Origin of the sequence: Streptomyces sp. NPDC051018, assembly GCF_044456085.1 — a bacterium.
GTDB lineage: Bacteria > Actinomycetota > Actinomycetes > Streptomycetales > Streptomycetaceae > Streptomyces.
Genome location: NZ_JBITFN010000017.1, coordinates 95,451 through 109,557 on the forward strand (window position 1 = coordinate 95,451; position 14,107 = coordinate 109,557).

Consider the following 14,107-nt stretch of genomic DNA (forward strand, 5'->3'; position numbering starts at 1 on the left):
CCACGCCCACGAGACCGATGACGCCCGGCCCCGCCTCGTACGCGTTCCCGGGCCCGCTGTACCGGTGATGCCCCGCCCTGTCCCGTACCCGGCCCCGCTGGTGAACCCGGCCCCCGTCTCCGTAACGCGGGACCGGGCCGGTACCGCACCGGCCGGCGGGCGGCGGGGCGACGGCCCCCGGCGGCCGTAGCGCGTGCCGGCGCGCACCCGCCCCGGTCGCGTACGGCTCCGGACCTGGCTCCCGTGAGCGGGCACCGGTCCGGGGCCGGGGGACCGCCCGCCGAACCGCCGGGATCCCGTACCCGGTCCGCCGTGGATCTCCGTCCGCGGTCCTCACGCGCCCGCGTGCAGATAGGCGGCCCAGCGGGTCGGGATCGCCGGATACGCGTCGCGGGCCGCGCGCAGGGCCGTGTTGAGAGCCACCGCCGAGGCCGTGAGGTCCGGGGAGCGGGTGCCGTCCGCGGTGAGGAAGGAGTACACCGACCGGGCCACGGCGGCGCTGTCCGGCGTACGCCACAGGGTGCCGATGACGCTCCGGAAGCCCGCGAGCTGGAACGCCGAGGCCAGGTGCATCGGCTCGTCCGGCATCGTGGGATGCTGCTCGGCCGTGCCGCAGGCGGAGAGGAACGCCAGCGCACCGTGGTCCAGACGGGCGTCGTGCACATGGGCGGCGGTCAGCTTCTCGCCCGACGCCAGATGGAGCCCGTTGCCCAGCAGGGTGCCGAGGGCGGCGTTGCTGTCGCCGTGGCAGGCGAAGTGCGCGATGGGATAGCGGCCCAACTGCGCCTCCACGGCCTGGAGACCGGCCTCCTCGCCACTGAGCACCCGCGACCCGGGCACCAGCGCGAGGACGTCACGGGCCTCCGCCTCGGCCTGGGGCAGCGAGGGCATACGGGGTGCCTCGGGGACCGCCACGACGAGCGCGCCCGCACTCCGCCGCGACCGCCCGGGGCCGCCCATGTCCCCGCCGTCCCTCCTGACCCCGCCGTCACCACCGTCCGGTCCGTTGGGGTGGGCCAGGCCGTCCGGTCCGTCCGGGCCGGGGTCCGTACGTTCGCGCATCGCGTGCGCGAGGGCCGCGAGCGTCGGCGTGGACGAGGACACGACGCGGTCGATCACCGTACGGGGGCGGCCGTCCCCGCCGCCGTACGGATCGCGGTGGTGGCCCGCGGCCTGGAGCGGCAGCCGTACCAGCGGGCCGACCGGGCACCACCACAGCCGGGGCAGCGCGCCCGGCGGCAAAGGGCCGGCCGGGGGCGGCAGCCGGTCGACGACCGGGCCGGCCAGCTCGTCCCACAGCCACTCCAGCACCTCGTGCAGTTCCGACTGGGCCGCCGCGCGCCGGGCGAATCCCTTGTCGGGGTCCGTCGCGTCCGAGACCGCCGTCTCCAGCCGGCCGATCCGCTCCAGCACCGCGCCCGCCGTCAGCCCCGGCAGCGGCACATGGACCACCGGCCGTTCCGGATCGGCCGGTACGAGCAGGGCGTCCCCCCGGTCCCCATGGGCGGCCACCAGTACCACCGGTGCCCCGGCGATCCCCCTGCGCACCTCGGCCAGGGACCGCGGACGCAGCAGCTCCGCGAACCGGGGGTGCCGGGAGAGCCGTTCGAGGATACGGTCCCGTTCGGCCGCCAGCCTGCGGGTCTCGGCCGCCCACTCCGGGCGCGGATCCCACTCCCTAGTCGACTCCCGCCGCTCCCCTCCGGGGCTGAGCCGTACGACCTCGATGGTGAACGAGCTGATGTTGGTGTAGATGTCACTCTCCGCGAGCCGGGACTCGATACGCTCCAGGTCGGCCGCGGCACGCGGGTCCAGGTCGCGCAGCGGCGTCCAGTACCGGCGGGCCGCGACGGCCTGCCCGTACAGCACCGCCCGGCCGCTCTCCAGCAGTTCGACGGCCCGCTCCGGGCGTCCCACGTCCACGGCCAGCGCCGCGGCCTCGGCGGCGAGATGCGCGGCCCTGCGGGTGGCCCCCTGGCGTACGGGCCCGGTCAGCGACCGCCGGGCCATCGCCGGGATCTCGTCCAGGGCGGCCTCCAGCGCCCGGAGCGCGCGCTCCGGATCCCCGCCCCCGCAGGCGAGGCGGGCCAGCCGGTTTCCCGCCTCGATCCGCTTGGCCGCCGGGAGCGTCCGGTCGGCGGCGACGATCGAGTACGCCTGAACCGCCTCCACCCGCAGCGCCTCGTCCCTCTCACCGGTGAGCCGGTACGACATGGCCGCCGCGCGGGCGAGACAGTCGTTGCGCGCGGACCACCAGGTGTCGTCCGGCGGGGTCAGGGCGACGGCCTCCCGCGCCAGCCAGGTCGCGTCGGCCAGCATCCCGGGGTCGCCTGTCGCCGCATGGCGCTTCAGCCGTACCAGGGCGATCTGGCTGAGGAAACGCGGCTGGTCGTGGTGGTCCGGCGCCAGCATGTCCAGGCCCCGGCCGAGGACGGCGTCCGCCTCCGCCAGCAGCTCCTCGTCCGGATCACCCGCCGCGGCCGGGCTGATCCCGGCGGCCGAGATGAACTCCGACGCCAGATTGAACAGCAGCTCGTGCTTCCTCGGATGGTCCTCGGGCAGGGTGGTCGCGGCCTCGTGGGCGAACGACACCGCCTCGTACGAGAGTTCCGGGTCGTCTCTCTCATCGGCCAGCCGGCGCAGGGAGCGCGCCAGGTTCGACAGCCAGAACGCCCGGTTCGGGTGGTCGGCGGGGGTGAGACCGACCGCCTCCCGGCGCAGTTCGACGGCCTCCGGCAGCAGCGAGACGTCGCCCATCTGGGTCGCGGCCCTGCTCAGGATGTCCGCCAGGCGGTTCAGCCGTCCGCCGTTGTCCGGATCACCGGCCGGGAGCAGCGGCCTGGCCTCACGGGCGGCGGCCAGCGCGTCGTCCCCCCGCACGCCGGGGGCGCCGTCCCAGGCCGCGCACAGGGTGCACTCCGCGAGGACGGCACGGGCACGGAAGCCCATCGGATGCCCGGGCCCGGCCGCGTCCACCGCCCGGACGGCCGCCAGCCGCGCCCGCTCGGCCGAGGCGCCCCCGCCGCCCTGGAGCCGGTCCGCCAGCTCCGCCTCGGCGGCGACGACCAGGACCAGGGGGCGCCGGAGGTCGTGGCGCGGCACCATCTCCAGCAGCGCCTCGGCAGCCCGTCGCCGCTCGGCTCCCGGGATGCCGGGGTCCTCGGCGGTACGGAGCGCCGCCTCGAAACGGGAGTCCTCACGGGAGTCCTCCGGTCCGTGAGCGGCGCCCGGGTCCCCGGGGATCCGCCCGGTGGGCGCGGGGGTGCCGGGGGCGGCCGGGGTGCCGCCGTCCGGCCCGTGCGGGCCCTGCCCCGGGGGCGGGGCGCTCCCGGGGCGGTCCCCGCCGTTCGCCGGGTGGCCGTCGCGTCCGGTGCGGGCGCGGTCCGCCGTGCCGGGGGCGGAGGGTGCGTCCGCTGCGGGGTGACCGCCGTGAACGGCTTCCACCACGGTCTCGTACGGGAGCACACCGGCGGTGGCGCCTTCCGGTGCCCGGGTGTTGTGGGCGGAGGGGGAGCCGGTTCCCGCCGGGTGGCGGTCGTGAGGAGCCGCCGTACCGATGTCGTCCGGGGTGCCCGCGGGGTTCCCTGCCGGGTGGGAGCCGTGAGGAGCCGCCGTACCGATGCCGTCCGGGGTGCCCGCCGGGCTCCCTGCCGGGCCGTCCGCCGGGTCCTCGCCGCCGAGGACCGGTTCGCCGTGGAGGGTCGCCCCGGGCCCGAGGACCGGTTCGACGCGGAGGATCGCCTCGGTCTCCGCCGTGCCGAGGCGCCCGGCGGCGCGGACCCGCAGGGACTCCAGGCGTTCCCGGTGCTCCCCGGCCCGGCGGTCGGACGCGTCGGTGGCCCGTACGAGATCGCGGGTGGCTCTCAGGGCCTCGGCCAGGGTCCCGGCCGAACTGTTCACCTCGTACAGCCGCGTCAGCGCCAACCCCAGCGCCCGCGCGGGTTCCAGGCTCACGGGGGCGGCACGCCCCGCCAGTTCGGCGGCCCGGCCGTAGTCGGCCACGGCGCGTTCCAGCGGGGCCGCACCACCCGCACCGCCCGGCATGCCCAGCCCACCGGGCACCCGCTCCCCGTCACCGGCCCCGCCCTCGTTCCCGCGATCGGCCGCGTCCCGGTCCCCGGTGTACTGAAGGGCCGCGCAGTACCCCCTCAGCACCAGCCGGTTGGCCAGATGAGGGTCGTGCTCGTCGGGCCGGGTCGCCTTCACGGACAGGGTGGCGACCTGCTCGGCCTCGCCGAACCAGTCCCGGTCGCCGCCCGCGCCGGACTCCCCGGCGCGGCGCGCCAGCACGGAGTGGTCGGTCAGGAGCGCCGCGCGCTCGACCGGCGACAGCGTCTTCTCCTTCAGCCACCGGTTCTGGAGCCCGATCGCCGTGGTCAGCGCGCTGATGTCGCCGAACTCGTACGCCCGGTCCATGAGGAACCGCAGCTGGTCGATCCGGGCGGCCCCGAGGGCGACGGGCTCCGGAGAGGCCTCGGGCCGGCGCCTGCGGAGGAGCGGGCGGCGGGGCGCCGCTGCGGTGGCGAGCCCCCGCAGCGGCTCGGGCAGCCGGTCCGCCGCACCGACCGTACGCCCGACCCTGGTTCCGGACCCGGCGACCGTGCCCAGCCGGGCCGCCAGCGCCAGCGCGGCCCGCCGCTCCAGCAGCCCGTGGACACCCGGCCACTGGAGATAGCGGTACCAGCGCGCCAGCGCCAGCCGTGCCAGCTGCGCGGGGTCGGCGCGCGCCGCGTTCCCCGCGCCCCCGTCCGGGAGATCCGGGAACTCGGGGGCGTCCAGTACCGGCAGCTCAGCGGGGTCGCCGGTCCGCTCGTACGCGGCCAGACAGCCCTCGATCTCCTCCGGCACCGGCCAGGTCCCGTCGCTCACCACAGCCCCCGTACTCAAGCAGCACCCGTATCTTCGGAAGGTGTTCGGTACGACGGTGCGTCAAACCATCGCCGCGGCAAGTAGCTTGACGCGTGTCGGAGAATCAAGGGGAGTGGTGCCCGCGTGGCCGTGGACGAGGTGGCGGAGAAACTGGCACGGCTGTGCCCGCAGGCCGAGGGCGACTCGCTCGCCGAGCACGCCCGGGAGTACGGGGCGGGCGAGGTGCTCGACCGGCTGACGGCGGCGGTCCGCGCGGGCGAGGGCGGCCCCGCGGTGGCGGCGGATCTCCACGCGCTGGACGAGGCGTTCGCGCGCCACGGCATCGACGGGCTCACCACGGGCGCCCGCGGCTATGAGACGCCCCGGGGAGGCCGGGAGCATCCGGTGGTGACCGTATGGGCCTGCCCGGCGCCCCGGCCGTGCTCGCGGCTGGTGCCGAGGCAGGACGGCGAGCGGGACGGCGCCGGGCCCCCGTGCGCGCTGAGCGGGCTGCGGCTGGTCTCCCGCCGGATCCATCTGTGAGCGTCGTCCTGGCGGAACTGGGGCGCCAGGTCGCGGGCCGCTGGGCGGCCGTGCTGCTGCTCCCGGGCGCCTTCTACATCTGCGCGGCGGTGGTCGCCGCCGTGCTGGGGCACGGCCACGCGCTCGACCCGGGCCCGCTGCGGACCTGGCTCGACTCGGTCGCCGCGGCACCCGCGGGCGGCCGGGCGGGGTCGGTGCTGATCGCCGCGGTCGCGTTCACCGCCGCGTCGGCCGCCGCCGGGATGGCGGCCTCGGCGGGCGAACTGCTGGTGGAGCGGCTCTGGTCCGCCTCCGGGCGGGAACCGCTGCTCCGCCGGTTCACCTCGGCCCGCAGACGCCGGTGGGAGCGTGCCGAGGCCCGGGTGCGGACGGCACTTGCGGAGTTCGCCGCGTCGGGCGGGACCCCCGGGGCGGCGGAGGTCCTGCGGACCGCGATCGCCCGCCGTGACGCGATCTGCACCGTGCCCGCCGACCGGCCGACCTGGGCCGGTGACCGGCTGAACGCCGTCGACCAGCGGATCCACGACCGCTACCGCCTGGACCTGTCCGCCGCCTGGCCCCGGCTGTGGCTGGTGCTTCCGGAGACCGTACGCCCCGAACTCGTCGCCGCGCAGACGGCCTGCGCGTCCGCCGCCCGGCTCGTGGGCTGGGGCCTGCTCTATCTGGCGCTCGCGGTGTTCTGGTGGCCCGCCGCCCTGCTCGCTGCGGCGGTGCTGCTCGCCGCCCGGCACCGCACCAGGCTGGCCATCGGGGTCTACGCCGACCTCGTGGAGTCGTCGGTGGACATGTTCGGACGCGATCTGGTGCTCCAGCTGGGGGTCAACTGCCCCGGGCGGCTGACCCGGGAGATCGGCGAGGAGGCCAACTCGCTGCTGCGCAAGGACCGTACGGACCACTCCGGCGCCTGACTGACGGCGGCTTGCCCGCCGGGCCCGGCCGCCCCTCCGCTTGTGGCGCCTCGCGATCCACCGGGCACTCCCGGAACCGCGCGCGCCACTCCGGGCGGTGTGCCCCGCCCACGCGCGCGCCGAACCGCGCGCCGCCCCGGCCCCACGGCACCGGATCCCGCCCACGGCGTGCGTATCCGGGCCCTGGTCGCGGCGGACCGCAACCAGCGCCGGCGGATGGGCCACGAGGCACCCGAGCCGGGTCTCCGGCCGGCGGAGCCCGGATGCCGTACGGCCGTCGGACGCCCGCCGCAGCCCGTGCCGGGCCACCGCGCCGGGCCCTGCGGCACCGCGTGATGTGCCCACGCCCCCGCACCCCGCCACCGGCGGAACGCCCGTCGTTCCCGGGACGCCCGGCGCCCCCGCACCGCACTGCCCGTCGCTCCCGGGATCCCGTCGCGTCCCGGTCCGCACCGGACGGATGTCCGTCGGGCCCCCGCCCCGCCCCGGCCGGACGCCCGTCGCTCCCCGCACCGCCCGGACCCCCTCGCTCCCGGGATCCGTCGCGCCCCCGCCCGTACCGACCGGTCGCCCCTCAGGCCTCGGCCCGGGTCGGCGCCGGACGCCCACCGCTCCCGGCCCGCTTGGTGCCGGGCACCCTCACGCCTCGGCCCGCCTCGGCGCCCGGCGGCTGTCGATGCCCTCGATGCTGGAGACGGTCACATCGGGCGCCCCGGGCAGCCGGACGGTGAACCCGGGCTCCCGGAACGCGCCGCTCCGGCTCTCCAGCACGGTGACGCCGGGGACGGCCAGCACCAGCCGGTCGTGCCGCGCCCGGTCCCGGCGGGACATCAGCCGCCGGTCGACCGTCAGCCCCGGTGGAGCGGACAGCCGGGGCCAGTGCGGATGATGGGCGAACACCCGCACCCGCAGCCGGCCCTCGCCCAGTGCCCGTTCCGCGTCGGCGAAGTGCTCGGCCAGCGCGCCCGTGGCGTCGGCGAGCGGGTCGGCGATCTCCCGCCCGTCCGTCGCCGGGTCGTACGGTGCCTCCGTGTCCGACGGCCCCACGATGTCGCAGCCGACGCCCCATTCGGCGTCCACCAGCCTGCGGCCCGTGACGAGGTTCACCCGTGCCCGGCGGTGGGTGCCCAGCGTCAGTTCGGCGCCGTAGCGGGTGGCGGACATCGCCACCGGGACCATCCCCGTGTACCGCAGCTGCCGTGCGCAGCTGAGCAGCACCTTCGCGATCGGGAGCACCGGGTCCGTGCCCCGCAGTCCGGCGGCCTCCCGGTGCCGGCCGAGCCTGCGCAGCACATCGACGTGGTCGTCGCGGATCGCCGCCACACCGGGGTCGTCCGGGCCGAAGGCGAACTCGCAGGCGCTGATCAGCGCCGGATACTGCTCGGCCGCCTCCTCCAGACGCCCCTGGCACACCAGCGTGATGAGCAGGTTGTTCGCGGCGTTCAGCGTCAGCGGGTTCTCCGGGCCGACCAGCTCCGCCCGCGCCTGGTACACGACCCCGAGCAGACGCACGGCCTCGTCCGGCCGGCCCCGGTCCCTGAGCACCAGCGCCAGATTGTTCAGACAGGTGAGGGTGAACAGATGCCGCTGCCCGAAGTTCCGGACGAAGCCCTCGTACGTCCGCCGGTACTGGTCCTCCGCCTCCTGGAGCCGCCCCGCCTCATGCAGTTCCTGCGCCAGTTCCTGCCGGAAGGCGGCGGTCTCCAGCCCGTACGCCCCGTGCCGCCGCTCCAGCCCCTCCAGTCGCTGCCACAGCTCGGCTTCCCCCGCGTGGGCCATTCCGGCTCCCTCACCCCGTGACTGAATCATCCGGCCGCGGCCGGGCTCTCAGCGGGTGTGTTACCCGCCCGTCCGTCTCCCACCCGCTCATCCCCTGGCGACTCCCCGCGTCACCGGTCATGTCACAGGTCACCTCTCAGATCACCTCTCAGATCACCTCTCAGGTCAGCAGGACCACGCAGCCCCGCCGTTCGAGGGCGTCCACCAGAACGGGAGGGGGATCGATGTCGTTCCAGCGGAGGTCGAGCTTCTCCAGCGACGGCATCGCGGTCAGCCAGTCGGGCAGGGCGCGCAGGCGGTTGGCCCGCAGATCGAGGGTGCGCAGCAGCGGGAGCCCGGCGAGGGACGGCGGGATGCGGCCGAGGGCGTTCTCCCGGAGGTCGAGATGGCGCAGCTCGGTCAGACCGGCGACGGAGTCGGGCAGGTCCTCCAGCGCGTTGCCCCGCAGCCACAGCTCCCGGAGCAGAGGAAGGGAGCCGATCGACTCCGGCAGGGACGTCAGCCTGTTGTGCTGGGCGCGGAGTTCGACGAGGGATCTCATATCGCCCACGGTGGCCGGGAGTTCGGTCAGGGCGTTCTCACCGGCGTTGAGATAGCGCAGGGCCGTCAGCCGGCCGAGTGAGCGGGGGAGTCCGGTCAGCCGGTTGTCGTGGACGTAGAGGAAATTGCTCAGACCGGTGAGGTCTCCGATCTCATCCGGCAGGGAGCCGAGAGCGTTGTGGCCGAGATCGAGCGTACGGAGCCGCTTCAGGCGCCCGATGTCCGCAGGCAGGGCGGTCAGATCGTTGTCGGCGAGGATGAGCACCCGCAGATCGGTCCGCTGCCAGACCGACGCGGGAACCGTCCCGAGCCGCCGGCGCCACAAGTTCAGTGTCCGCTCCATGGAGCCGATGCTCTCAGGAGGAGGATCCGGGCGGCGCCGGCGCCTGCCCGGGGTCCCGCGTGCGGTCCTCGTCCACGGGAGGGCCGGCGGCGGCTCACCCGGGTGCGGGAGACGCGCACAAAAATACCCCGGTCCGATATTGACGGCCGAGGTAATCGTCTGCGTATATTGGGTATTTCCCCTGCCCATTCCATCGATGAGCGTATCCCATTGTTTTCCAGTGCGGCTTTCCAGTGCGCGATGCGGATAAAAGCACTGGTGACACCATATCGCGTCAGGAGCTGAATTGTCAACCGAGGAATTGCGTAACGAACAGCAATTCGTCTCGCTTCTCTACGACCGTCTCGACGACCTCCGTGAGCGGGCCGAGGCCGGTGTCCGGACGTCGATGGCGCAGGTCGGCACCGGACGGCAGGCGAGAGTCGAGCGCGATGTGAGCACGGCCGAGCAATCCGCGCACCTGGCCGCGCTGAATGCCGTGGACTCGGGGCTCTGTTTCGGCAGACTCGACCTCCAGGACGGCACCCGCCATCACATCGGCCGTATCGGAATCCGCCGGGACGACGAAGAACTCACCCCGATGCTCATCGACTGGCGCGCACCCGTGGCCCGGCCGTTTTATCTGGCGACCGGATACGAACCCATGGGGCTGCGCCGCCGCCGTCACATCACCACCCAGGGGCGTACCGTGACCGCGCTCCACGACGAGATCCTCGATCTGACGGACCGCACCCGCACCGGCTACGAGGACCCCGACGGCGACGCCGTCCTGCTCGCCGCGCTGGGGGCCGCGCGCACCGGGCGGATGGCGGACATCGTGCAGACCATCCAGGCCGAGCAGGACCGCATCATCCGCGCCCCGCGCCGGGGAATCCTCGTCGTCGAGGGCGGGCCGGGCACCGGGAAGACGGCCGTCGCGCTGCACCGCGCCGCGTATCTGCTGTACGCGCACCGGGAGCAGCTCGCCCGCCGGGCCGTGCTGATCGTCGGACCGAACCCGGCGTTCCTCGGCTACATCGGCGAGGTGCTGCCCTCCCTCGGCGAGACCGGTGTGCTGCTCTCGACCCTCGGGGAGCTGTTCCCCGGCGTCCACGCCACGGGCACCGACACGGTCCCGGCGGCCGGGATCAAGGGCGGTGCCGCGATGGCCGAGGTGCTGGAACGGGTCGTACGCGACCGCCAGAAGCTCCCCGAGACCGTCCCCGAGGGCGACTACGAGGCCGAGGGCACCGTCCCCGAGCCGGCCCTGCTCATCGAGCACGAGGAGTACGGCACCCTCCGCCTCCACCGCGAGATGGCGTACGAGGCCCGCGACCGCGCCCGGGCCACCGCACTGCCGCACAATCTCGCCCGGCCGCACTTCGCCTTCCGGATCATCGACGCCCTCACCGAACAGCTCGCTGACCGGCTGGGCGCCGACCCCTACGGCGGGCCGGGCCTCCTCGGACCCGACGACCTCGCTCAACTCGGCAAGGAGATCGCGACCAGCGCCGAGGTCCACGCGGCGATCGACGAACTGTGGCCCCCGCTCACCCCCGAGCAGCTGGTCTCCGGCTTCCTCGCCGAACCGGAGCCGTATCTGCCGCACTCCGACGCCCTGTGGATCCGGCGCACGGAAGGGCCCTGGACCCCCGCCGACGTGCCCCTGCTCGACGAGGCCGCCGAACTCCTCGGCGTCGACGACAGCGCCGAACGCGCCGCCGCCGAGGCCGACCGGCAGCACCGGATCGCCTACGCCCAGGGCGTGCTCGACCTCTCCCAGGGCTCCAAGACCTATGAGTTCGAGGACGAGGAGTCCGAGGTCCTCGCCGCCCACGACATCATCGACGCCGAGCGGATGGCCGAACGCCATGAGGAGGCCGACCACCGCAGCGCCGCCGAACGCGCCGCCGCCGACCGGACCTGGGCCTTCGGGCACATCATCGTCGACGAGGCCCAGGAACTGTCCCCGATGGCCTGGCGCCTGCTGATGCGCCGCTGCCCCACCCGCTCGATGACCCTGGTCGGCGACCCGGCCCAGACCGCGGACGAGTCCGGCGCCGGATCCTGGCAGCAGATCCTGGAGCCGTACGCCGGCGACCGGTGGACCCTCGCCCGGCTCGGCGTCAACTACCGTACGCCCGCGGAGATCATGGAGCCGGCGGCCGCCGTGCGCCGGGCGACCTGCCCCGGGTTCGAGCCGCCGCGCTCGGTGCGCTCCACCGGGGCCGGACCCTGGTACGAACACACCTCCGGGGACGGCCTCGACGCCGCGGTCCGCGCGGCCGTCGCCCGCGAGACGCCCCGCGAGGGACGGCTCGCCGTCATCGTGCCGGGCGAACTCCAGTGGGAACTGCCGAGCCTGTGGGACCTCAAGCCGGTCGACCTCACCCGCAGCGTCGTGCTCCTCACCCCGCGCGAGGCCAAGGGCCTGGAATTCGACTCGGTGATCGTCGTGGAACCCTCCCGCTTCGGCGGCAGTGATCTGTACGTTGCCATGACCCGGGCCACTCAGCGGCTCGGGATCATCCACACGGGCGACCTTCCCGAGGGACTCCGTCCGGGTACCCGCCCCGGCACCCGGGAACGGTGACACCGCCATGACCGTACGAGGCACGCTGCCGGTCCCGCGATGCGTGCGGACGGTCTCCTTCCCCGGCGCACGGTCTCCCTACGGGCTCGATGTCGTGCGCCGGGTCGGCGGTGTCCTCGCCGTCATGGTCACGGGGGATGAGGACGTGTACTTCTGGGACCAGGCGACCGGTGGGACGGGCCGTCGCCGGCTGGCCGATCCCGATCTGCCGGGCGGTGAGTTCCCCGAGCTGGGCGAGATGAAGGCGATCGCCGCCGCGTCCGTAGGCGGCCGGGTGGTGGTCGGGGGTGGCGGGGACTGCCAGGCGTTCATGCTGTGGGACGGCGAGACGGGAGAGGTCCTCGTCCAGGCGGAGGACGAGGAGACGGATGTCCTGCACGCCCGGTCGCTCCATGTCGGTGGTGGGCCGGTCTTCGCCGAGACCCGGGAGCACGGCAGGGGCGTACACGTCTGGGACCCGTCGGCGGGCGCCGGGGCGAAACCCCGCCTGCTGGCCCGGGACTTGTGGAGCGCCACCTGCGCGGTGGGCCACTGGGGGGACCGGCCGGTCGTCGTCGGCAGCGACTACCGCGCCGATTCCGACAGCGGCATCCATATCCGGGACCTCGCCACGGACGAGCCGATCGCACACGCCCCCGTACCCTCGTTCCGCCGCAACGCCGTGGTCACGGCGGGCGGCCGGACCTTTCTGGTGGGGGAGGACGGCCGCGCCCTCATCGTGCACGACCTCGACACGGGCGAGCTGATCGGCACGCTGCCCCTGCCCGAACCCGTCTGGGTCGACACGGTGGAGCGGCTGGATGCGGGTGTCGCCCATGGCCACGCGATCCTGGCCGTGGTCAGCTTTCACAACCCGCTGTCCCTCTGGGACCTCACGGACATGCGCCGCATCGGGGAGCCCCCGTGCCCGGCCGATCTCGGCACCCTGGCGGTACGGGTGACCGGGATGGACGGCCGTCCCGTGGTCGCTCTGGCCACCCATGACTGGGACAGGGGCACCGAGTTGCACTTCTGGGAGATCCCGCCGCCGCGGGCGTGACCCGGCGTCATCCACGCGGCGGGACTCCCGAGCCTTCCGGAGACGGTGATCGTCGTCGGACTCTCCCGCTTCGGCGGCGGCGATCTGTACGTTGCCATGACCCGGCCCACTCAGCGGCTCGGGACCATTCGAACGGGCGAGCTTCCCGAAGACTGTGCCCCGGTATCAGGGAACGGTGACAGGCCGATGACCGTACGAGGACCACTGCCGCCCCCGCGATGTGTGCGGACGGTCTCCTTCCCCGACGCGCCACGTCCCTATGGTCTCGACGTCGTGCGCCGGGTCGGCGGTGTCCTCGCCCTGATGGTCACGGGGGGAGAGGAACTTGTCTTCTGGGACCAGGCGACCGGAGAGACGGGCCGTCGCCGGCTGGCCGATCCCGATCTGCCCGGCAGCGAGTTCCCCGAACTGGTCGACATGGCGCAGATCGCCGCCGCGTCCGTAGGCGGCCGGGTGGTGGTCGGGGGTGGCGGGGACTGCCAGGCGTTCATGCTGTGGGACGGCGAGACGGGGGAGGTGGTCGCCCAGGCGGAGGACGAGGAGATGGACGTGCGGCACGCCCGGTCGCTCCAGGTCGACGGTGAGCCGGTCTTCGTCGAGACCTGGGCGGACGGCAGGGGCGTACACGTCTGGGACCCGTCGGCGGGCGCCGGGGCGAAACCCCGCTGGGCGGCCCGGGATCTGCACAGCGCCTCCTGCGCGGTGGGCCACTGGGGAGACCGGCCGGTCGTCGTGGGCACGGGTGAACACCTCGAACCCGACAGCGGTACTCACGTCCGGGACCTCGTCACGGACGAGCCGATCGCACATGTCCCCGGACCCGCTGGTCACCGCAACGCCGTGGTCACGGCGGGCGGCCGGACCTTTCTGGTGGGGGAGCACGGCCGCGCCCTCTTCGTGCACGACCTCGACACGGGCGACCTGACCGGGACTCTGCCACTGCCCGGTATCGACTGGGAGAAGGACTATGTGGAGCGGCTGGACACGGGCGTCGCCCATGGCCGTGCGATCCTCGCCGTGGTCAGTGCTCTCGGCACGCTGTCCCTCTGGGACCTCACGGACATGCGCCGTATCGACGTGCCCCCGTGCGCGCCCGAGGAGGAGGGCACCCTGGCGGTGCGCGTGACCGGGATGGACGGCCGTCCCGTCGTGGTCCGGGCCACCCACCACTGGGAGAGGGGTACCGAGCTGCACTTCTGGGAGATCCCGCCGCCGCGGGCGTGACCCCGCGTCATCCACGCGGCGGAACTCCCACGCGGGTCTGCGGTGACGACGGGCCGCCCGCCGTCACCGGAGGCCGTGACCGCGCGCTCCGCGCCCGGTCCCCGACGAGGGAGCAAGGAGGCCGGGAGCGGTGACGGTCCACCGCTGAACCCCCGGCGACGGCGACCGGAATGGCCGGTGCCCCCTCCCGCGCACCGGTCACACCGTCATCGCACTCCCCACCGCCCGATTCCCCGCCCGGGCCGTCCGGCACCGCGAACGCCCTGCCTGGACTGCCGCCCGGCACCGCGAACGCCCTGCCTGGACTGCCG

At 74.6% G+C, this 14,107-nt stretch carries 8 protein-coding genes; 5 read left to right on the top strand and 3 right to left on the bottom strand.

Translation table 11 applies throughout. The features are described from left to right. Positions 1 to 333: 333 nt before the first annotated feature. Positions 334 to 4,869, bottom strand: a complete 4,536-nt coding sequence (locus tag ACIBCM_RS26315) for a CHAT domain-containing protein (RefSeq protein ID WP_399247271.1) — start codon at positions 4,867 to 4,869, stop codon at positions 334 to 336. A 123-nt stretch (positions 4,870 to 4,992) separates the two neighbouring features. Here ACIBCM_RS26315 and ACIBCM_RS26320 point away from each other — a divergent pair, with 123 nt between their 5' ends. After that, positions 4,993 to 5,391 (top strand): hypothetical protein, encoded by a 399-nt coding sequence (locus ACIBCM_RS26320; RefSeq protein WP_399247273.1) that lies wholly within the window; start codon positions 4,993 to 4,995, stop codon positions 5,389 to 5,391. Continuing rightward, the gene (locus ACIBCM_RS26325) at positions 5,388 to 6,299 is read left to right on the top strand and encodes a hypothetical protein (protein ID WP_399247275.1); all 912 of its coding nucleotides are present in this window, start codon (positions 5,388 to 5,390) and stop codon (positions 6,297 to 6,299) included. Before ACIBCM_RS26320 ends, ACIBCM_RS26325 begins: the two co-directional genes overlap by 4 nt. A gap of 639 nt (positions 6,300 to 6,938) precedes the next feature. On the opposite strand, the gene ACIBCM_RS26330 is transcribed toward ACIBCM_RS26325, so the two are convergent. Beyond that, the gene (locus tag ACIBCM_RS26330) at positions 6,939 to 8,078 is read right to left on the bottom strand and encodes a tetratricopeptide repeat protein (RefSeq protein ID WP_399247277.1); all 1,140 of its coding nucleotides are present in this window, start codon (positions 8,076 to 8,078) and stop codon (positions 6,939 to 6,941) included. 160 nt (positions 8,079 to 8,238) lie between these two features. Continuing rightward, positions 8,239 to 8,961 (bottom strand): leucine-rich repeat domain-containing protein, encoded by a 723-nt coding sequence (locus ACIBCM_RS26335; RefSeq protein ID WP_399247279.1) that lies wholly within the window; start codon positions 8,959 to 8,961, stop codon positions 8,239 to 8,241. Between the two features lie 301 nt (positions 8,962 to 9,262). Between ACIBCM_RS26335 and ACIBCM_RS26340 the strand changes: the two genes are divergently transcribed. The 3 genes from ACIBCM_RS26340 (at position 9,263) to ACIBCM_RS26350 (ending at position 13,796) form a co-directional block, all read left to right on the top strand. Next, positions 9,263 to 11,533 carry a HelD family protein gene (locus ACIBCM_RS26340; protein ID WP_399247374.1) on the top strand — a complete coding sequence of 757 codons (2,271 nt, stop codon included), beginning with the start codon at positions 9,263 to 9,265 and terminating at the stop codon, positions 11,531 to 11,533. 7 nt (positions 11,534 to 11,540) lie between these two features. Beyond that, a complete protein-coding gene (locus ACIBCM_RS26345) occupies positions 11,541 to 12,572 on the top strand; it encodes a hypothetical protein (RefSeq protein ID WP_399247281.1) in 1,032 nt (343 codons plus the stop codon). Positions 12,573 to 12,758: 186 nt separating this feature from the next. Further along, positions 12,759 to 13,796, top strand: coding sequence for a hypothetical protein (locus ACIBCM_RS26350; RefSeq protein ID WP_399247283.1), 1,038 nt, complete (start codon positions 12,759 to 12,761; stop codon positions 13,794 to 13,796). Positions 13,797 to 14,107: the final 311 nt, after the last annotated feature.

Coding starts and splice junctions, on each gene's coding strand:
- ACIBCM_RS26330 (WP_399247277.1), bottom strand. CDS start 8,078: ATGGCCCACGCGGGGGAAGCCGAGCTGTGGCAGCGACTGGAGGGGCTG.
- ACIBCM_RS26345 (WP_399247281.1), top strand. CDS start 11,541: ATGACCGTACGAGGCACGCTGCCGGTCCCGCGATGCGTGCGGACGGTC.
- ACIBCM_RS26335 (WP_399247279.1), bottom strand. CDS start 8,961: ATGGAGCGGACACTGAACTTGTGGCGCCGGCGGCTCGGGACGGTTCCC.
- ACIBCM_RS26350 (WP_399247283.1), top strand. CDS start 12,759: ATGACCGTACGAGGACCACTGCCGCCCCCGCGATGTGTGCGGACGGTC.